The organism is bacterium, from assembly GCA_013360215.1.
Classification (GTDB): domain Bacteria; phylum CLD3; class CLD3; order SB21; family SB21; genus JABWCP01.
This window is the reverse complement of sequence record JABWCP010000004.1, coordinates 1-20,731: the sequence shown is the minus strand read 5'-3', so window position 1 is coordinate 20,731 and position 20,731 is coordinate 1. Positions and strand designations below refer to the sequence as shown.

Genomic DNA, 20,731 nt, shown 5'->3' with positions numbered 1-20,731 from the left:
TTTATGGTTTATATCCCGCATCGGTCAGGGCACGCGTTGCTTTTTTTCCCATATCGGTATCCGGACCTAAGCGTATTGTCTTTCTCCAGTATTGCACAGCGGACTGAGTGCGCCCCATGCGCGCGTGCACTATTCCCAGATTGAATGTCGCCGTGATGTGGTCGGGGGCATATTGTAAAGCACGTTCAAACTGCAGAATGGCTTCATCATTCATGCCGGTATTAAATAAACACACGCCGAGGTCGGTTCGGACGTCGGGGTTTTCAGGTTGTAAACGCAAGGCTTCCGTGTATGGTTTTACGGCATCTGCAAAATTACCGTTATCAAACAGTAAATTACCCAACTGAATCCAATGTTCGGTATCGTCAGGATGACGATTCAAGTAGCGGTTGAGTTCTTGAACGTCGTTTGTGAATTCTACATTCACCTGTGAGTTTTGAGGAGTATTTTGCCACGAGAATGATGATGCAGATGGCGATACTCCAGGCGGTATGGTGTCTGACGCTTCGTTGGTTTGCCATAGCGCTATACCCAGTAACCCCAGTCCGGCGATAAGGACCCAAAGTTGTTTTGAATGATGTATCATCTGATATTCGATTTTATTTTTGATCGGGTCGAGCCGAAAACTTATTTGCACTAATCATCATCATGATCTTTCTCTCCACGTGCGTTTTTGTCGTTAGAGGACTTATTCTCTATGTCATGTTTATTGGCGCTGCGATGACATTGAACGCATTTCTGAAAATCACGAATACCTTCCTTCTGATGCTCGCGAGCAATCTTTTCTTTTGAGTGCTCATGACAACCATAGCAGGTATAGGTCTGGAAATTATCTTGCACATGGCATATTACGCAGGGGCTTTGGTGATCGCCGTCCAATCTAAAATACGATTCATGAGCAAATGTGGCCGGAGTCCACGCATTGACGGTGTGGCACGTCCCGCAATCATTCGAAAAAGATTGATGCAGCGAGGTGTTCGGTTTTAAGTGGCATGGTGTACAAGCTTCTCGTGTTGTTCCGTTCAATTTTTCATGTGCAAAGTGTACCTGACTCCAGAGCGTCGTGACATGACATTGGGAACAAGCTCGTGTGGAATCCAAGTGCATGGGTGAATTTGGTGAAGCATGGCAGGTTCGGCATTGTCCGACCATTTCGGACGTCAGCAAGGCATGATCAAATCGCGGTTTGGTAGAAGTACGCCCCTGATGGTCGGTATGACAATCAATGCATTGATTTTTTTGAAGCTTATCATGGAAAGCGGTTTTTTTGAGAATGGAGGAAACGGAGCTGAGCGAATCCACACCGATATGGTCAAGGCGATGACAACTCATACATTTGTCGGCTGAAACCCCGCGAAACGGGATATGGCATGAAAAACATTCGTGTTCTTGTTTGGCATGGGCTTCCGTAAGTTCGCCGGGATTCATCATACTGTGAGGAACCTTTAATAATAGAAACATAAAAACAACCGCGGCAGCTGTAATACTGAAGAATAAAATTGATTTCATCGCCATGACCAAAATATCAGAATGGCTATAATGTGATAAATTGAAAGTATAGCAAACATAAGTGTAACCGGTATATGAACCGAGCGCCATCTACGCATAAGACTAAAAGTCAATGCATCCCAGTAAATTCGCTCACGAATTTCAGTATCGGACAAACCGATTTGCCGTAAATCTTTTGTTTTTTCCGTCAGTAAATCTTGTGACCGTCGCATGAGAAGCTTCCCGATAAGTCCGCTTGCAGCAGCGATCACCATCGCGATCAATGCATACCAGGGTAGCCATGCATTAAAGTGAATACCGCCATGCACGAGAATCATCATGGTTCCGCACCACGCAAGGTATTCATGTGAGCGCAGCCATGACGGCATATTGCCACGGCTAACCAATTTTCGTTTTCGTGCGCTATACAAAAAGGAAATCAATAAAGTCACAGTTCCGATGATTCCCAAATAGCGTCCTACCCACGCCATATTCAGGTAATGCAATAATCCGTCTAAGGCGACGGCGCTCAGGATCAGAGATGTGAAAAGAGCGACAAACCATAGCAAATAATGTACGTTACTATTCATAGTCGCCTCATGACGTAAAAATCCATCCGTAGCCGAATAAAAAAGCCGTCACTATATGAGCTATCATGATGATGAACATGACTACGGCAAACGGAAGGTGAAACATGTGCCAGTACCGAAACATTTTTTGTGTAAGCGTGAGATTGGCCAATTGGCGTTGCAGATGCGCTTTCAAGGTCAGTCGTGTATGGGCGTCTGACGAAAGCGGGTTACGGTTTTTTTCAAACTCCTGAAGTAGGGTGCGAACCCGCGCATCGTGACGTATGTTTTGTATCATCATTGCCGGAAAAGCACGAATGATCGAGAGTCGCGAGGTTTTTGTAAATGCGGCGGAAAGCGCGTCTAAACGCTGTAAAAGATCTTCTTCTATGCCGTCATCTTTCTGCAAGCGATCACGCAGTGTGGTGATTTGCTTTTCCAATTCGATTGGTGTGATTTCCCGACCTGTAATGGTTTTTGGAATTTGAAGATATAGATAGCGACCGATAACCCCGCTTGCGACGACGATCACCATACACCAAAAACTTACTCCGATAATACCACCAAACTTGAATGCGGAATGAAACACGATCAATGCAGGTCCGAGAAGGCACAAAAAAATATGCAGTTCAAGTATGTGTTTGATCTGCCCGACAGCAGCCATCCATCGGGCTCGTTTTCGTAAGGAATACAATAGTACGCCGAATGTCATAAGGAATGCACCGATGAAACCCATCCCGTGGCCCCAAAAACCGGTAGGGCTTAATAATCCGTGTTGTGCATGATCGGGTCGCAAAGGAAGCGGTGTGCCGTAATAATCCCAGCCGTAAATTCCGATACTGAAAACAACGATGAATCCTGCAACTGTCATCGAAAGGATGTACCAGCGATGCATTCGTTTATTCATGCTGCGATCACCTTGGATTTTTGAATGAATTCGATCCCGATTTGTTTAAGGAACGGAGTCGGCATTTCACCGCCGGCAAAAATAAATACAAAATCATTTTCTACCGATACCGGCCCGTTCGATGCCTGAATAAGTACCGACGTCGGATCAATTTGTAAAACATGAGATTGGTAATAAATTTTTATTTTCTGATCCCGTTCCGCGTCACGGATACGATCTTGATTTTTAGGTTTGGCACGATAAAAATCTCCACCGCGATTGATCAAAGTGACTTCGGCCCCGGTTTGTTTGGATAAAGCAAGTGCGGCTTCGATCGCGCTGTCGCCTGCCCCCACGACCAGTGAACGGCTATGTTTGTAGCGTACGGTTTCAAGAAGTTGGTATGCCACTTTTGGCAAATCTTCTCCGGGAATTTGTAGTTTTTTGGGCGTACCTCGGCGACCGAGCGCCAAGACAACGTGGCGTGACCGGTATGTATGCCCGGCGGCTGTGTACACGGTAAAAATTTTATTTTCACAGTTTACATTCACTATTTTTTCATCACAGCGGACAGCTAAATCGGTTTTTTGGATAATGTCATTCCACATGGAGAGCAGAGTTTCTTTGGATAACTCACGCTGTTTGAGTAATCCGTAAAGCGGAATTTCCACCGATGTCGTCATTACAAGTTTTTGACGCGGATAACTCAAAATAGCCCCGCCCGCTTGAGTTTCTTTTTCGAGAAGCACATAGTCTAATCCGTTCTTTTTGGCCGTCAGTCCTGCACTGAGTCCTGCAGGACCGGCACCTACGATGACGACATCGTGAATATCGGACGATGTGGATGAAGAATCGGTATTTCGTACGTTTTCGGTAATATATTCGATCACAGAACGGCCCTGAAAAATGGCGTTTCGTATAAGCGCCATACCGCCTAATTCACCGATCAAAAAAAGATTAGGTATATTGGATTGAAACGATTCATCTAACAAAGGTAATTCTGTGGTGGATTTGGTCGGATCGAGTACGATACGAATGCCGGACACCGGACACGCTTCGGCACAAATGCCATGGCCGACACATTTGGCCGGGTAAACGAGTTCCGCCAAACCATCAATCATGCCCAGTGCATGTTCGGGGCAGGCGATCACACAGGCCGCACAACCGATACAGCGGGATTGATCGATCAAGGGATGCTGGGCTACCGGTTTATCATGCCCCAGTGTGATAGCTTCCCTTTTTTTGGCTTCGAAACGCGCTCGTTTTTTGTTGGTGTACCAAAGGTAAGGGATAAATACCAATGCAAAAAGTGATACACTGATGATAAGCGTTAAAATCGTTTCCGACATAGATTATGTTACATTATGCGATGCATTTACCGTGATTTATGATAATAAATTGCTAAAATCGATCGTTGCGTCATAGTTAAAAAGCTTTAATGTTAAAAAAACGCGCACACTTAATTGGAGATTAAACTTTAAGCGATCTAATCTCTACTTGATATAGGATGATAAAATATGTACAATGCCCAACGCTTTTCTGTAATCCAATCTCAATTTCTCAACATAGTGTAAAGTAAATCGCATGGCAAATTCGCTTTTCAGGACAAAATCTATTGATAAAATTATGCGCGAAGCCGAGGAGGGTATTTCCGACGCGCATACGCCGCATCTATCCAAAACATTTGGTGTACGGGATCTTACGGCGCTTGGTGTCGCGGCTGTGATTGGCGCCGGTATTTTTTCCACGATCGGTGCAGCCGCGTATGACGGCGGACCCGGCGTGATTTTTTTGTTTTTGATCACGGCTGTGACGTGCGGGTTTACCGCTTTATGTTATGCGGAGTTTGCAAGCCGCGTTCCCGTAGCCGGTAGCGCTTATACTTATTCGTACGTCACATTTGGCGAAGTTATCGCATGGATTATCGGCTGGGCGCTGATACTGGAATACGCCATCGGTAATATCGTCGTGGCGATTTCCTGGAGCAGTTATTTCAATAATCTTCTGGAAGGGCTTGGTTTGCATCTTCCGGTGTGGCTTACGGTGGATTACCAGACGGCACGTAACATTTACCAGGATGCACTTCGGAATAACTTGCCGACCGATCAGTTAGTTTGGACTATGGCTCCGAGTTTTGCGGGTCTGAAAGTAGTGATGAATTTACCGGCTTGTATAATCGTCATTTTAATTACGATTTTGGCTTATGTCGGTATCAAAGAGAGTAAAAACAGTGCCAATCTGATGGTTGCTCTCAAATTGTTGGTGCTATTTGTCGTGATCGCAGTCGGTGTTTTTTATATTAATACGGATAACTGGACACCGTTCATGCCCAATGATTTTACGGGCGTGCTCAAAGGCGTATCCGCCGTGTTTTTTGCATATATCGGTTTTGATGCGATTTCCACTACGGCGGAGGAATGTTCCAATCCCAAACGGGATTTACCGCGCGGTATGATGTATTCGCTGATCATTTGTACGATCATTTATGTGATCACAACATTGGTGATCACGGGTATGGTCAATTACAAAGAATTTCAAGGCGTATCGGATCCGCTCGCGTATGTGTTTGAAAAAATCCAGATGGAAAAACTCGGGTATATTATTTCGTTCAGCGCCGTCGTGGCGGCGACAAGTGTTCTTTTGGTGTTTCAGATCGGCCAGCCGCGCATTTGGATGAGTATGAGTCGTGACGGGCTGCTTCCTAAAAAATTTGCCGAGATTCATCCGAAATACCATACACCCGGCTTTGCAACGATTGTCACCGGCGTGATCGTGGCGATTCCTGCGCTTTTTATCGAAGGCGGCATCGTTACCGACCTGACGAGTATCGGGACACTGTTCGCATTTGTCTTAGTATGCGGCGGCGTATTACTTTTGCCGGCGAAAAAGGAACAGGATGATAACCGTTTCCATTTGCCTTATATCAATGGTAAATGGATTGTGCCTTTGCTGTTGCTGGTTTTTATATATTTCTTTTCCGATCGTATCGGCAGCGCGATGACGCATATCGGCAACGAAGCGTATCAGGAAGTGTTGTTCCTCATTTTTATGGTTATCGCCGTTGTGATGGCGGTGCTTACGTTTGTGCGAAACTATTCTCTCATACCGATACTCGGCATGATGTGTTGTTTATACCTGATGATCGAAATACCCGTCAAAAGCTGGTTTGTCTTTTTTATATGGATGGCTGTAGGGCTTTCGGTGTATTTTATGTACGGTTATAAAAACAGTCACCTTTCGGAGTCCAAATCATAAAAGAATTTTAGTGTGACGATCATTAGCCGCGTTTCGATTCGTCGCCCGGTAAAAGAAGTGTGAACGTTTTTTGATAATCCCGCCAATTTACTTCTGTGGCTTACCGGATTTAAGCGGTTAGAACCGATCTGTGGTACGCAGGGAGAGGTCGGCGCGAAAGCAAAGCATGTGTATGAAGAACGCGGTCGTACCATCGAGATGATCGAAGAAATAACGCTTAAAGAAAAATATCAACGTTTTCACGGCACACTGGATCATCAAAGTATGCGATCTGTCATCAAGACCGAATTTATTGAGATCGATGGTACTCATACACAAATGACCGCGACAGTTCACGTAACCTTCCACACCTTCCTTTTCAAACTGATGATGCCGCTGATGAAGGGGGTATTCTAAAAACTTCAAGACGGGGATTTGATTAAACTGAAATCCTGCGTCGAAGCGCTTTAAGGGATTGAAACTTTTTCGTAACCGCTAACGTAAAAACACCAGCTCCTGTATAATAAATTGTCAGGCAAGCCACATCCTGTGCCTTGCCTGGTTTTATTAAATCCCTGATAAAAAATGCGTCGGAATTTTCTTTTACTGTGGTTGATAACTTGTTCTGTAATGGGACAAGTGGAAAAAGTGTCACTGCCTGAACTTGAACGACGATTAATGCTTAATAGGGACAGTGTCCTTGTTGTCAATTTTTGGGCTACGTGGTGCAGTCCTTGTATTGAGGAATTACCGCTGTTTGATTCGTTATACCAAAATGCTGCGAATTATAAATCTGAGAAAAGAAACGTATCGGTTATGTTAGTCAGTTTGGATTTTGCTTCACAACTGGAGTCCAAGGTAAAACCGTTTGTGATCAAACAGCGATTGAAAGCGCCGGTGATTCTTCTGGACGAATCGGATGCCAATGTGTATATCAATCGGATGCACCACGACTGGAGCGGTGCGATACCGGCTACGCTGTTGATTCGCCCTTCCACCGGTGAACGTAAACTCATCGAGCGAAAATTTGAATCCTATGACGATCTAAAACAAAGCATATTTCATTTTATTGAAAGGCAATGAACCATGAAACGTTTTCTTTGGTTATCCCTCATCGCGATGATTTTTCAGATTTCCCTGTTAGCTCAGGGTTATAACGTCGGCGATAAAGCGATAGATTTTCGTCTGAAAAATATAGACGGGAAAACAGTGTCGCTTGCCGATTATAAAGACGCTAAAGGTTTTATCGTTACTTTTACCTGCAATCATTGTCCTTATGCCAAAGCCTATGAGGAACGTATCATGGCGCTGGATAAAAAATACAGACCGCTTGGTTATCCGGTGATTGCGATCAATCCTAATGATCCGGTAGGATATCCTGAAGATTCGTATGAAAATATGATCGCCCGTGCCAAAGAAAAAGGTTATACGTTTCCATACTTGGTAGATGAAACGCAAAACATAGCTCGTGCATATGGCGCAACGCGCACTCCGCACATGTATGTTCTCCAAAAAACATCCGCCGGATTAGAAGTGGCTTATATCGGTGCTATTGATGAAAACACCGAAAACGCATCGGCGGCAAAAAATAAATACGTCGAGTGGGCCGTGGATGCTCTACTCAAAGGCCAAAAGCCGAGTACGACATTCACCAAAGCTATCGGCTGTACGATCAAGTGGAAAAAATCGTAATCTTGGTTAATAAAATATTTTTATACAACCCGCTTCAAAAACAAGCGGGTTAATTTTTTTAAAAGTGGAGAATACATGGCGCATACGAGGGTCATTGTTTTTATATGTCTGCAATTTATATCAGCATTAGCTTGGACATCTGTAGCCCAAACCAAAAACATGTCCGCCGATACGACGCGACTGAAACATCACGTAATGACCATGTCGCACGATAGCATGCGCGGACGCAGAGCCGGTTATGAGGGCGAACAAAAAACAGCATCCTACATTGAAAATCAATTCCAAAACATCGGTTTAAGCCCGTTTATCGGTACGAGCTACTTACAACCGTTTCTTCTGCCGCGCGGGCGCATCAACGCCTCTTCGTATGTTATTATCAATGAGGATACGTTGCGTTATCTTACCGATTTTTCGACCTATGAAGTGCCGGAGAAAAGATCTGAAATCGAGAGTGACATGGTTTTTCTGGGATATGGCATTGATGGGCCCGGAAAATCGTACGATGCATACGGTGGAAATGATGTTCACGGTAAAATCGTCGTTGCGCTCCAGCCGTCACTGATTGATCGTACGCGTCTTGGTGAACCTTTAAATTATGATCACATGCAGTTGGCATCTTGGGCAAGAACCCGTGGTGCACGGGGACTTGTTTTGCTGGAGAACAACCCGGGGTCAAATAAAAAACGATTCAATTCTGCATCGTATTCAGAGGTGTATCGGCCTTTTTCTGATAATTTTTTTTGGATATCTATACAGAACGGATACGCCTTCATTCAACGTTATTTCAACATAACACAAGAACGTATTGAGCCTGTGATGAAGCTTACCGCACCGGTCAGAATTAATACGCGTATAGACGGATACTGGCTTAAAAGCGCCAATGTGATCGGCAAATTAGAAGGTACGGATCTGGCCAACGAATATATCGTCGTAACCGCACACTATGACCATATTGGTGTTGGTAAAAAAATCAACGGGGACTCCATCTGTAATGGTATGTTAGACAATGCGTCCGGAGTGGCGACTATGTTGGAAGCGGCGCGAATGTTGTATTCATCGCAAACAAAACCCCGGCGTAGTGTACTTTTTGTTGCAACCGGCGCAGAGGAAATGGGATTTATCGGATCGCAATATTTTACCGATCATCTGCCGATACCCCAATCCCAAATTATTGCCAATATCAATTTGGACATCACGGGGTATTATTATAAATCCGAAGAACCTTATGTCACTTTACTTGGTGCGGAATACAATAATATGGGTGATTTCATCGAAGATGCGGCCGATGAGTCCGGTGTGCGTGTGGGGTCTAATACGATTCCCTCGTTTTTTTATCGCAGCGATGCGGTAGTATTCGCTAGGGCAGGTATTCCGTCCATCCACATTGCATGCGGTCTTCCGATCAGTGAAATGAAAAGTGGTATGGAATACTTTATGAATTACTACCATCAAACAACGGATGAATTATACAAAGCGCCTGTGAGTTTTAAAATTATGGCCGGTCAAACAGAAACCGTGGCTCGCTCAATCATCAAAATAGCCGATCATGATAAACGACCAGTTATAACTTCGGACTTGGATTCAGAGAAATGGATGAGTTGGCGCGAAGCGTGGGGTGGATTTCGCATGTGGGTTGGCGGATTATTCGAATAAATAAGCGAGCCCTTCTAAAATATACTAGAGAATGCTAAATTCCGGGCGTCACACCAGAGTATTGTCTGTAAGAGAAACGAAGTGGCTATTCTCGCCAAGGTGCTAAGAGAAAAGCATGCTAACCTTTTTAATGCTTTGCGACTTTGCGAGCGTTTTTTTTGAACATATCGCAGGGCATCCGTTTTTGCGGAGCTTATAAAGCCCAAAAAACGTTAATCAGCTTTCGTGACAGATTACCATTTGCTAATAAATTATTCGTTTACAATAAGAGGCTTTGTTTTATCTAAGGTATTCGTATATTTTTCTATCCAAATCTAATGAGGATTTTGTATGAAACCGACTCGCCGGATCGTTTTATTTATTTCCGCGATAACCGCTGTGCTTTTGCTTGGTATGGTATTGCAGGAAAAGGGTAAAATAACCCTAACCAAAGATATGATCGCTCACGCCGAGAAACTTTTCGGATTGCAGTTCAACGAGGCCAAGCGTGATTCGATGCTGGAGTCTCTGCAGGAACAGCTGGGTAACTACGAAGCGATGCGAAAAATCAAACTGGATAATTCCGTTGCGCCGGCGTTGCAGTTCAATCCTATCCCCGTCGGATTTAAAATAGATCAGGATAAAAAATCATTCAAACCGGCGCGTTTGGATAACGTGATACCGCCGCCGGCATTGGAGGATCTCGCGTATTATTCGGTCAGTGAGTTGGCGTGGCTTATCAAAAACAAAAAGGTTACGTCTGAATTGTTGACCAAAATGTTTTTAGATCGTTTGCGACGTTACGGGCCCAAACTCGAAAATGTGATTACGATCACCGAAGGATTAGCTATCAAACAAGCACGCAAAGCCGACGCCGAAATTGCTCAAGGCAAATATCGCGGCCCATTGCACGGCATTCCTTACGGCGTCAAAGATCTCCTGGCGACGGTAGGTTATAAGACGACATGGGGCTCTGTACCATATAAAGAGCAACTCATTGACGAAGATGCGACGGTTGTTCGTAGATTGGAAGAAGCGGGAGCGGTACTTGTTGCTAAATTAACTATGGGCGAATTGGCTTGGGGTGATGTGTGGTACGGCGGTAAAACGCGTAATCCTTGGGATACGACACGCGGATCAAGCGGTTCATCGGCCGGCTCCGCGTCGGCGGTTTCAGCCGGATTGCTGCCTTTCGCAATCGGGACTGAAACCTGGGGTTCGATCGTATCTCCTTCGACGGAATGCGGAACGAGCGGTCTGCGACCGACATATGGTCGTGTAAGTCGTTATGGTGCTATGGCACTTAGTTGGTCAATGGATAAGATCGGGCCTATCGCACGTTCAGCGGAAGATTGTGCACTGATATTTAATGCTATGTACGGACCGGACGGTTTGGATAAAACCTTGGTGGATGCGGCATTCAATTACGACGCTTCTTTGAAAATCAGCAATCTGCGTATCGGGTATCTGAAATCGGATATGGATAGAGATTCTACGCGCAAAGCCTATTACGATACGACGCTGGCTGTATTGAGAAAACTGGGTGCAAAATTGACCCCGATCCAGTTGCCGCAATATCCGGTGTATGATATGGCGATCATCTTATCGGCGGAGGCGGGGGCGGCTTTTGACGAACTGACGCGCAGCGGTAAGGATGATCAACTTGTTCGGCAAATAAAAAACGCATGGCCCACTGTGTTTCGTGCTTCACGCTTTATCCCGGCGGTTGAATATATTCAAGCCAATCGCATTCGTACTCAGCTTATTCAAGATATGCAAAGCCTGATGGACACGATAGATGTATATATCGCTCCTCCGTTTGAAGGCGACAACCTGATACTTACCAATTTGACCGGTCATCCGTGTGTGGTCGTACCTAACGGATTTACAGAACGTAATCTTCCAACCAGCGTGTGTTTTATGGGAAAACTTTTCGGTGAAGCTGAAATTTTAGCGTTAGCCAAACAATACCAAGATGCGACGGATTATCATAAGCGGCATCCGGGTTTACGTTTCTAACTATAACTTACTTTCAAACCAAAATTTTAGAGCCGCCGGGTGTGATATTAATACCCGGCGGTTTTTTATTATCAAGAACCGCGTATTTGTAATGACAAGACCAAAGAATCAAATTTATAATGACAAGCGTTTTCTCTCGGCTGGCGTTCGATCACGCCTATGGCGTGACTCACGCCGAGGTCTTGGGGCAAGTTATGGGAACGACAGAAGACTCTGGTATTGTCTCACCCGCGAACGCGGGTGTCCATTAGCTGCAAACCTAACTATTCCTTTCGATGGAAAATTCCTTTGAAATCAGCCATTTCATCGCTTACATTTTAGCCAATTGATACTACAATATCAGCCAAACAATATCAGTCAAAATCGTTTTTAACTCAATTCAAACGGGGGGGGTGACATGAATCGTTTCTTACTCCTGATTCTTCTTGTGTCCGACGCGGCTTTTGCCCAGGATACGCGCGGTCTAAAACTTATCGCTAAAGACCAAAAGGGAATTCCACAGGAACTCACACTGTACCAGAAAACCTACGCGGTCATTATCGGCATTGACCGCTATAAGAATTTGGATTTCAATCAACAACTCAAAAACGCCGTCAGTGATGCCAAAGGCATAAAGAAACTTCTTTCAGACAAATTCGTTTTCGACAAATTCTATGAGCTTTATGATGAAAACGCCACGAAAGAGAGTATTCTGAAAACTCTTCAGGGCGATCTGTCGAAGACAGGTCCGGACGATGCGATTTTTGTATTCTTTGCGGGCCACGGATATACCCAAAACGGCATCGGCGGCGAAGACGTCGGATTCATCATTCCATCCGATGGCTCTTTCAGTGACGATGCGATGTATAAAAACGTCTCCATGGTCGAATTGCGCGATAACATCTCAAAGACGCTGAAAGCCAAGCATATTTTTTATGTGATGGATGCTTGTTATTCCGGCACTCTGCTCAAGCGCGGTGCGGAAGTCAAAGAAAAAACTGTGGACTACAGCTACCTCAAGTCCATCACCGCATCCAATGTCCGACAGGTACTCACCGCCGGAGGCAAAAGCGAACAGGTGCTTGATGGCGGGCCTCAAGGCCATTCCGTCTTCACCGGTCGCCTGATCGAAAAACTCGAACAGACTGAAAACTACATCACTGCCTCCGAACTCGGACTATACATTCCAAAGAAGGTTTTCAGTGACGCCGTCGATCGCAATCATAAACAAAACCCGCAATTCGGCAACCTACTCGGCGAGGGTGATTTTGTCTTCATCACCAAAGCCGCTCAGAACGTGAATTCCGAAGACGTACTGGCCAAGGAACTCGCCCTACTGCAAAATCAGAACAAACAACTCGAAGATCAGAAGAACGAAAAAGCCAGATTGGAAAATCTGAAAAAACAGCAAGAACTCAAAGCTCAGATGTCTGCGCTTGAAGAAAAGAAAAAACTGGCCGAAATCGAAGAGGCAAGACGGTTGGAAGAGCAGAAAAAAACTATAGAAGAAAACAAACGCAAGCAGGAGCTTCTCGCCCGAATCGTAGAAGAAAAGAAAAAACAGGTAACGATAGGCTACGGCATAACGCTTCTTCAAGCCATCGAACGCATCGGTGAACTTCAGGATAAGATGGCGAAAGTAGAAATAGATTTCGACGAGCAGAAACAAAAAGCTATCACGCTGGCGGTGGACGAGACACCGAGAGGCGAATTCGAAACTCAGCAGGAATATAATACGCGGCTGTATAACAATAACCAAAGGCGTAAACAGGTTGACGATGAATACGAAGTGCTTAAAGCGCGAAGCAAGAAAGCCTTCTTGGACGAAGTCGCGGCCATCACCTCCAAGAAATACAATGTCTTCAAGGATCGCCTATCGGTCAAACTCGGTACATACAATGTGGACGGCGGATATTTCCCGGTCACGGTGATTGAGGCGCAAGAAATAGATTCCTGCGACAAGAATCCCATTCAGAATACGGTCAATTCCAAAATCTATGCACAGCGCGAAGACGCGAAGACGCGAAGACGCTTCGTGCCAACGAGTCCATACTTGACCTGAATGCGACGCTTCTCTTCAGCGCCGATCAGAAGCTGATGATAGACAAGATCACGCTCGTGGATGCGGTGAATAACAAAAATTATGAATTCGCTGCGAATATGATTCTGAATGCGACGAAAAAGAGTGAGTCAAAAATCGGCAGTTTTACTGACCCGCGGGACGGGAGAACTTACAAAACCGTGGAGATCGGCAATCAGGTCTGGATGGCGAAAAATCTGAACTATGATGCCGGCGAGGGTACATACTGCTATGACGACAAGATATCCAACTGTGCGAAATACGGAAAGCTGTACACTTGGGAAGCGGCCAAGAGAGCGGTACCGAAAGGCTGGCATTTGCCTAGCAAGAGTGAGTTCGAACAAATGCTGAAATTCATTGGAGAAGACAGAGAGGGGGCCTATTCCGAATTAACTAAGACCAGCGATTGCTCATTTCACGTTTTGTTCGGCGGTTGTCGAGACCGCTACGGCCCTTACAACTACCTCGGCGGCATCGCTAACTTCTGGTCCTCGTCGGAGAGCGATACAGATCACGCGTTGAATCTGACCGTCTACAGTGTTACCCGCAGTGCCTATCTGAAAAGGGACAGTAAAGGTGACGGGTTTTCCATTCGTTGTGTGAAGGATTGAAGTTTGTACTGAGGATTGGCATTATAGTTTCTACATACTTACAGATGGTTGTGAGTTCCCGCTTTCCCTTCGACTTTGCTCGGGGCATGCGTGGGAACGACAGAAGACTCTGGCATTGTCTCACCCGCGAACGCGGGTGTCCACAAGACAAGAATAGAATCAAATTTTTTCAATGAAATCATATTACGTATATATTCTCGCCAGCAAACGTAACGGTACGCTCTATACGGGCGTGACGAATAACCTAATACGACGCACGTATGAACATAAAAACGAAATTGTTCCCGGATTTACTTCACGGTATAAGGTTCATACGCTTGTGTATTTCGAACAATTTAATGACATACGAGAAGCCATCACTCGTGAAAAACGAATTAAAAAATGGCGAAGAGCCTGGAAGATCGAATTAATAGAAAAAATGAACCCAACGTGGGAAGACTTATATCATGATGTTATATGATGGGTTCCCGCTTTTGCGGGAACGACAGATCAGTGGGATGCGTATTGTCTCACCCGCGCATGTGGGTGTCCATAAAAATGTAGAAGAATCAACTTAATCTACAATTCATAATAAGCGGAGTTGAATCGGGTGATTATCGTTCAAACAAACGTAAATTTAATTTAGCAGTGGATATTCAGATTTCAATAAAAACATTAGTGTAAGCCTTTATTCCGCCTTATATTTTCCTGTTTGATTTGATGTCTTATCCTGTATGGAATATTCCCATCGGGTGGTTGTTTATAACCGGAAAACACCTTGTTGCCAGAACAAAAAATTTTACAATTCCTGCAGAGTAACGCGCAGTCTTCTTTCAAATCCAAAGATATACTTCGTGAACTGCATATACGGGCGGATCAGCACGACGAGGCCCACGGTATATTGCAGAAACTCGTTGCTTCGGGGTCTATCGGAAAAAAGGGTAACAAGTATTTTGCCCGTGCCGTGTCGTTGACGGGAACACTTTCGATTAATAAAGCCGGTGAGGGTTTTGTAACGGTCGAAGGATATGAAGAAGATTTTTTCATCTCACCGTCCCGGCTCAAAACCGCGATGAATAAAGATACGGTGATGATGATTCCCTATCTCCGTAAACGAACCGGTAAGCGGCCCGAAGGCGAAATCATCGGCATCGTAGAACGTGCACGGACGCGCATCGTGGGCACGGTGGACAGTACCGGAGATTTTTTTGTAGTCATACCCGACGATCGCCGGTTGCGTCGGGATATTTATGTGGCTCCTGAAAAAACCAATGGCGCCAAACACGGACAAAAAGTGGTGGTTTCCTTGGAAAAATGGGACGATCCTTCGTTGAATCCCGAAGGCGCCATCATAGAAATCATCGGTTATCCCGGCGATAAAGGCGTCGATGTCTTGTCGGTGGTCAAACAGCACGATATTCATTTTGATTTTCCGGAAGCGGTCGAAGCGGAGTGTGCGCGTATCCCGGCAACTATACCGGATGATGAAATCGCACGGCGGTTGGATTTTCGTGCAGCACTGGTTTTTACGATAGATCCTTTTGATGCCAAAGATTTTGATGATGCGATTTCCATAGATGAAGGTCCGCAAGGACACACCCTTCTCGGCGTACATATCGCAGATGTGAGTTATTATGTACGCGAAAACACCGCACTTGACCGGGAAGCTTACAAGCGTGGAACAAGTACGTATCTGGTTGATCAAGTGACACCGATGTTACCGGAAAAACTTTCTAACGAGTTGTGCAGCCTTCGGCCCCATGAGGATAAACTCACGTACAGTTGTTTTATGGAAATTGATGCCAAAGGGCATGTCGTGGATTATGATGTCGTAGAAACGGTTATTCACAGCAAACGACGGTTTACGTATGAAGAAGTGCAACAAGTCATCGAAGGCAAACCTTTGGATAATCTTTCACCGGAAGTGAAAAAAGCGGTTACCGATGCGTATGCTTTGTCTAAACGGCTTACTAAAAAACGGATGGCGGAAGGCAGCATAGATTTTGACACACCGGAAACCAAATTCAAGTTGGACGAAAACGGCATTCCGGTGGAATGCTACCGCAAAGAGCGTTTGGATGCTCACCGTTTGATCGAAGAGTTTATGCTTTTGGCCAATCAATATGTCAGCAAACATATCGGCCTCGGCGGCAAAAAAAATGAATTACCTTTTCTGTATCGCGTACACGATAAACCCGTCAAAGAAAAGTTTGAGAATTTTGTACATCTGATGAAGGTGCTCGGTCATGCGACACACCTGCCTAAATCCATGGACTTGCTTACACCCAAACACGTGCAGAAAGTGATCGAATCGGTAAAAGGTTCCAAAGAGGACAATCTGATCGAAAAAGTGGCAATTCGCTCCATGGCCAAAGCGGAATATTCCGATAAAAATATCGGCCACTTCGGTTTAGCGTTTGATTATTATTCGCATTTTACCTCACCCATCCGACGTTATCCGGATTTGATCGTGCATCGCATGCTCAAAGAGTATAACGCGGGTATGTTGCGTGAACGAATCGCCTGGTGGTCATCCAAACTGCCGGAAATGGCGCGGCATTGTTCCGATCGGGAGCGCGTCGCTACGGAAGCGGAACGCGATTCCATCAAGGTGAAACAAGCGGAATTTATTGAACGCTTTTTGGGCGAAGAATTTGACGGTATCGTCAGCGGTGTGATCCAATACGGTATTTTTGTTGAGATATCCCAATACCTCATCGAGGGGCTTATCCATGTGCGCGATCTCAAAGGCGATTATTATGTGTTTGACGAAAAAAATTACCGCCTGACCGGTCAGCGGCGAAAAGCAACGTTTCGTCTCGGTGATCGGATTCGCATCAAAGTTGCCCGTGTCAACCGCGATAAACGCGAAGTTGATTTTACCATCGTGGAATAAAAACTGATTTCAATTCACATATGAGATTTCCCGGCATCAATATTCTTGATCGTTATCTGATCAAAAAATTTCTTTCGGTATTATTTTTCGCACTTGCCGGAATGGTGACGATATTTGTAGCGGTTAATTATGTCGAAAACGCCGACCGTTTTATTGACCGCAAAGTGCCCGGAAATATAATCGCCGAATATTACCTTAACTTTATTCCGCACATCATCACGCTCACCTTGCCGGTGGATATTTTGCTGGCCAGTCTTTTTTCCATAGGTTCCCTGGCGCGTTTCAACGAATTGACGGCGATCAAAGCCGGCGGACGAAGTCTGTATCGCGTACTGTTTCCGATTATCGTACTCGCACTGTTGGTCAGCGCAGTTAATTTTTATATCAGTGAGGCGATAGTCCCTCCGGCCAATATTACCAAATCGGAAATATGGAAATCCTACGTCGAACGCGCTTCAGCTAATCGAAAGGTGATTGGTACGGATATCCATATCTATGATCCAAGCGGTACCAAAGTGTTTATCGACAAATTTGACAAACGAAATCGCATCATTTCCGTCATGTCCATCCAGCAGTTTTATGGTACCAAACTCATATCTCGCATCGATGCGGGTGAAGCGACATGGGATAGTACGGAAGCGGCATGGATGCTGCGCGATGTCGTCGAAAGGCGTTTTACCGATAGCACGGAAACGGTGATCAAACATCCCACACTGGCCAAACACGATCTTTTTTTTGATCCGAATGATATCCTGCGCAGAGAGCAAAATCCGGATGAGATGAATTTTATCGAACTGAGAGATTTTATCAGCAAACTCAAACGCGGCGGTGCACAGACGGAACGCTGGGAAACGGACTATCAGCTTAAGTTTGCATACCCTCTTACCTGTTTTTTTATGGTACTTTTTGGCGCTCCGCTGGCAGCCTCACGTAAAAAAAGCGGCGCAGGGATAAATATTTTTTTTACGTTGGTTATCTGTTTGGCGTACTGGAGTGTAATACAAACCGGTCGTTTTATGGGATACAATCAATCCATGGATCCAGTCACGGCGGCGTGGTTGGGTAATTCGGTGTTCGGCGTTTTATCGTTGTTGATTTTTTTGCGAATGAAAAGCTGAATAGACGTTATTTTTCATTATGCTGTTCAAACTGTTCGATCAGCTTTTCTGCGACTTCATCCTGCATATCAAACAAATCATCCTCTTCACCGGAAGCGCTGGCCGATTCCGCCAGTTTGCCGTCGCTTACACGCATGCGGCGCGCATTGATACGAAATCGAGTGCCGATTTTTTGTAAGTCGCCGATAATGATGTATTCCACGCCGAGAATAGCACCCATAGACTGCACGGTTTTGGAATCCACGAGATCTGTCATCTGAAAATCCTGTTCCGACAGGGCTTTATCTACCTGCAAGCGTTCGACAAAATCAAATTTTCCTGAGCCTGAAAGCGCGGTGGTTATGCTTTCAGCGATACCTGCCGTGATAATTTCAAATTGTTTTGAACCGGTATTGTTTTTAAATGGTACTACGGCCATGCGTGTTTTAGTTTGGCTTTGTTCTGTCGTATCGAGTTGGCCATATATCGGTACAGTAACCGTGATCAAAAACAACCATACTAAACGCATGGGATATTCTCCTGAAATGTGGTATGTGTTTATTTACGACAGAACCATATCGTAAACGCTGTAAATATTAAGTTTTTTTGTTTTAAAAAGCACGAAAATCGGACTATACATAGAAATACGTATTTCAGTAGAGCATGCCATTTTCTTTGCCTTGGTATAAACTATAAGTTAAGTTTTATCGGTTCTTGCCTCATCAGTTCTATTCTTCAATGTCTGGCTTGTATATCCCATCTTTATGGGATGGATTTCACGATCAGTTAGGGCGACTTTGTAGGCATCTCTCAAGGTTCGTTTAATATATTTTTTATTACATAATACGTCGCCTTTATCATAGGAGGAAGATATATGAGATCAGCCTTACTGAAGCTGCTACTCATGCTTTCTGTCGGATTTACCACATTGGCGGGTACAAAAACATGGAATAACGCATCCGGTGGAAATTGGGGTACCGCGTCCAACTGGTTGGAAAATGCCATTCCCGGTTCAAGCGATACGGTTTATATTACGTTGAGTGGAGACTATACTGTTACATACAATGCAAATTATTCAGGCGTAAAAGCGATTATTATTGGTGGTTCGTCCGGAATACAAACGCTTTATAATCCGGGAAATGTTCTTGTTGACAGTTCGACAATTACTATCAACACAAATGGTGTTTTGTGGGGCATTGCAGGTACGTATTCAGCCGCCTCTGTAATTAATTATGGTACTATTCGATTGACAAATGGGTCGTTTACCTTTGCTCCAAAGATTGTCAACTATGACAGCGTTTATGTTTCAAGCGCCTCTATCTCTATAAGCGGTGGTTTGACCAATTATGGTAGTGTATTTGTCGCCAATGGTACGCTTAATGTTAGCGGTACGGATACGGCATATGCGGGCAAATACCTAATTTCTTCCGGCGCAACATTGAATTATAGCTCCGGTACGCATACGCTGGACGCCGGAAGTATGATCTCCGGCTCAGGAAATGTGACATGTAATGCGACCGTGAATATGAACGGTACTTACAATATTACAGGTACTACGACAACATCGGGTGGCACGCTGGCGTTTAGGGGCACTAGCGGAACATTGATCAATATCGGTTCAAATCTCTCCATCGGTAACGGCAGCTTACAAGTGCTGACCGGTGATTCGTTAATTTTAGGAAGCGGCACTTTAAGTGGTTCGAGTTCAACCTTATTAGTAAATGCTCCGATTCGTTTTACGACATCGTTTACGATGAATCAAGGCGTATTGCGTGCGACGGATTCGACGATCAAGTTATTGGTCGGCAGCGGCCAGACGCTCACACTTAATCCCACGTCCACGTTGCGCTTGCAGAGGGTTACGATAGTAAATGATGGCACGATTGATTGGTCGGGCAATACAAGCAACGCCGTGACCGGTGATTCAGGTCTTGTGATCAATAACTATGGCCTGTTTGAATGTAAGTCGAGCACGGGTTTTCCTCAGCTTTCCCACTTTAATGGTGCGACTTCACGGGTTAATAATTATGGTACATTTCGCCGTTCTTCAAATGCTAACTCGTTTCAAGTCGGGATGGATTTCTATTCTTATAGCGGGTCGGTTGTAGATATTCAAACCGGTGTGACATCCTTTATCAGCGCATTAGTTACTACGGATGCGGACATAACGATCGCTTCAGGCGCAACACTACAACTCAATGGGACATCGTGTACGATTGATGCCAATTCCTCCATTACAGGGGCTGGTAATGTAACCACAGTAACAACCGGCGGCACCCGAACCATACAAGGAACATATAATATTACAGGGACGACGACGGCATCAAACGGGACATTGTTGTTCAATGGTACAGCGGGGACATTGTTGAATATTGGTTCCACGCTTGCAATGAGCGGCGGAAGTGTGCAGGTGCTTACGGGTGATTCGTTGATATTAGGAAGTGCGACACTGAATAGTACAAGCTCGACCTTATTGGTAAAAGCGCCGATACGTTTTACGACATCGTTTACGATGAATCAGGGTGTATTGCGTGCTACGGATTCGACGATCAAGTTGTTGATTGGTAGC

The 20,731-nt window shown here is 45.0% G+C and carries 18 protein-coding genes; 12 read left to right on the top strand and 6 right to left on the bottom strand.

The features are described 5' to 3' along the window. Nucleotide 1 precedes the first annotated feature (1 nt). The 5 genes from HUU58_03540 to HUU58_03520 are packed head-to-tail and all read right to left on the bottom strand — an operon-like array spanning nt 2 to nt 4,292. Entirely contained in the window at nt 2-586 is a 585-nt protein-coding gene (locus tag HUU58_03540; GenBank protein NUN44730.1) for a tetratricopeptide repeat protein, read from the bottom strand. Between the two features lie 50 nt (nt 587-636). Next, nucleotides 637-1,461, bottom strand: a complete 825-nt coding sequence (locus HUU58_03535; GenBank protein NUN44729.1) for a class III cytochrome C family protein — start codon at nt 1,459-1,461, stop codon at nt 637-639. A 44-nt stretch (nt 1,462-1,505) separates the two neighbouring features. Next, a complete protein-coding gene (locus HUU58_03530) occupies nt 1,506-2,078 on the bottom strand; it encodes a hypothetical protein (GenBank protein NUN44728.1) in 573 nt (190 codons plus the stop codon). Between the two features lie 7 nt (nt 2,079-2,085). Further along, nucleotides 2,086-2,964, bottom strand: a complete 879-nt coding sequence (locus tag HUU58_03525; GenBank protein NUN44727.1) for a hypothetical protein — start codon at nt 2,962-2,964, stop codon at nt 2,086-2,088. Beyond that, nucleotides 2,961-4,292 (bottom strand): NAD(P)-binding domain-containing protein, encoded by a 1,332-nt coding sequence (locus HUU58_03520; protein NUN44726.1) that lies wholly within the window; start codon nt 4,290-4,292, stop codon nt 2,961-2,963. Before HUU58_03520 ends, HUU58_03525 begins: the two co-directional genes overlap by 4 nt. A gap of 235 nt (nt 4,293-4,527) precedes the next feature. Between HUU58_03520 and HUU58_03515 the strand changes: the two genes are divergently transcribed. The 11 genes from HUU58_03515 to HUU58_03465 all read left to right on the top strand — a co-directional run bounded on the left by HUU58_03515 (nt 4,528) and on the right by HUU58_03465 (nt 18,183). Next, nucleotides 4,528-6,198 (top strand): amino acid permease, encoded by a 1,671-nt coding sequence (locus HUU58_03515; protein ID NUN44725.1) that lies wholly within the window; start codon nt 4,528-4,530, stop codon nt 6,196-6,198. Nucleotides 6,199-6,366: 168 nt separating this feature from the next. Beyond that, nucleotides 6,367-6,594: a hypothetical protein gene (locus tag HUU58_03510; GenBank protein ID NUN44724.1), complete on the top strand. Its 228-nt coding sequence runs from the start codon at nt 6,367-6,369 to the stop codon at nt 6,592-6,594. A 168-nt stretch (nt 6,595-6,762) separates the two neighbouring features. Next, the gene (locus tag HUU58_03505) at nt 6,763-7,260 is read left to right on the top strand and encodes a TlpA family protein disulfide reductase (GenBank protein NUN44723.1); all 498 of its coding nucleotides are present in this window, start codon (nt 6,763-6,765) and stop codon (nt 7,258-7,260) included. A gap of 3 nt (nt 7,261-7,263) precedes the next feature. Beyond that, entirely contained in the window at nt 7,264-7,869 is a 606-nt protein-coding gene (locus tag HUU58_03500; protein ID NUN44722.1) for a thioredoxin family protein, read from the top strand. A 75-nt stretch (nt 7,870-7,944) separates the two neighbouring features. Beyond that, complete coding sequence (locus HUU58_03495; protein NUN44721.1) at nt 7,945-9,522, top strand: M20/M25/M40 family metallo-hydrolase; 1,578 nt, start codon at nt 7,945-7,947, stop codon at nt 9,520-9,522. Nucleotides 9,523-9,852: 330 nt separating this feature from the next. After that, entirely contained in the window at nt 9,853-11,520 is a 1,668-nt protein-coding gene (locus HUU58_03490) for an amidase (protein NUN44720.1), read from the top strand. A gap of 397 nt (nt 11,521-11,917) precedes the next feature. Then, on the top strand, nt 11,918-13,561 hold the full coding sequence (locus tag HUU58_03485) for a caspase family protein (GenBank protein NUN44719.1): 1,644 nt from the start codon (nt 11,918-11,920) through the stop codon (nt 13,559-13,561). 35 nt (nt 13,562-13,596) lie between these two features. Beyond that, nucleotides 13,597-14,190: a fibrobacter succinogenes major paralogous domain-containing protein gene (locus HUU58_03480; GenBank protein ID NUN44718.1), complete on the top strand. Its 594-nt coding sequence runs from the start codon at nt 13,597-13,599 to the stop codon at nt 14,188-14,190. 172 nt (nt 14,191-14,362) lie between these two features. Continuing rightward, entirely contained in the window at nt 14,363-14,650 is a 288-nt protein-coding gene (locus tag HUU58_03475) for a GIY-YIG nuclease family protein (protein ID NUN44717.1), read from the top strand. A gap of 297 nt (nt 14,651-14,947) precedes the next feature. Then, nucleotides 14,948-17,065, top strand: coding sequence for a ribonuclease R (rnr, locus tag HUU58_03470; protein ID NUN44716.1), 2,118 nt, complete (start codon nt 14,948-14,950; stop codon nt 17,063-17,065). A 20-nt stretch (nt 17,066-17,085) separates the two neighbouring features. Then, complete coding sequence (locus HUU58_03465; protein NUN44715.1) at nt 17,086-18,183, top strand: YjgP/YjgQ family permease; 1,098 nt, start codon at nt 17,086-17,088, stop codon at nt 18,181-18,183. Between the two features lie 7 nt (nt 18,184-18,190). Here HUU58_03465 and HUU58_03460 read toward each other — a convergent pair whose 3' ends face one another. After that, nucleotides 18,191-18,691, bottom strand: a complete 501-nt coding sequence (locus tag HUU58_03460; GenBank protein ID NUN44714.1) for a hypothetical protein — start codon at nt 18,689-18,691, stop codon at nt 18,191-18,193. A 345-nt stretch (nt 18,692-19,036) separates the two neighbouring features. Here HUU58_03460 and HUU58_03455 point away from each other — a divergent pair. After that, a partial coding sequence (locus HUU58_03455; protein ID NUN44713.1) for a hypothetical protein occupies nt 19,037-20,731 on the top strand: 1,695 nt, incomplete at its 3' end.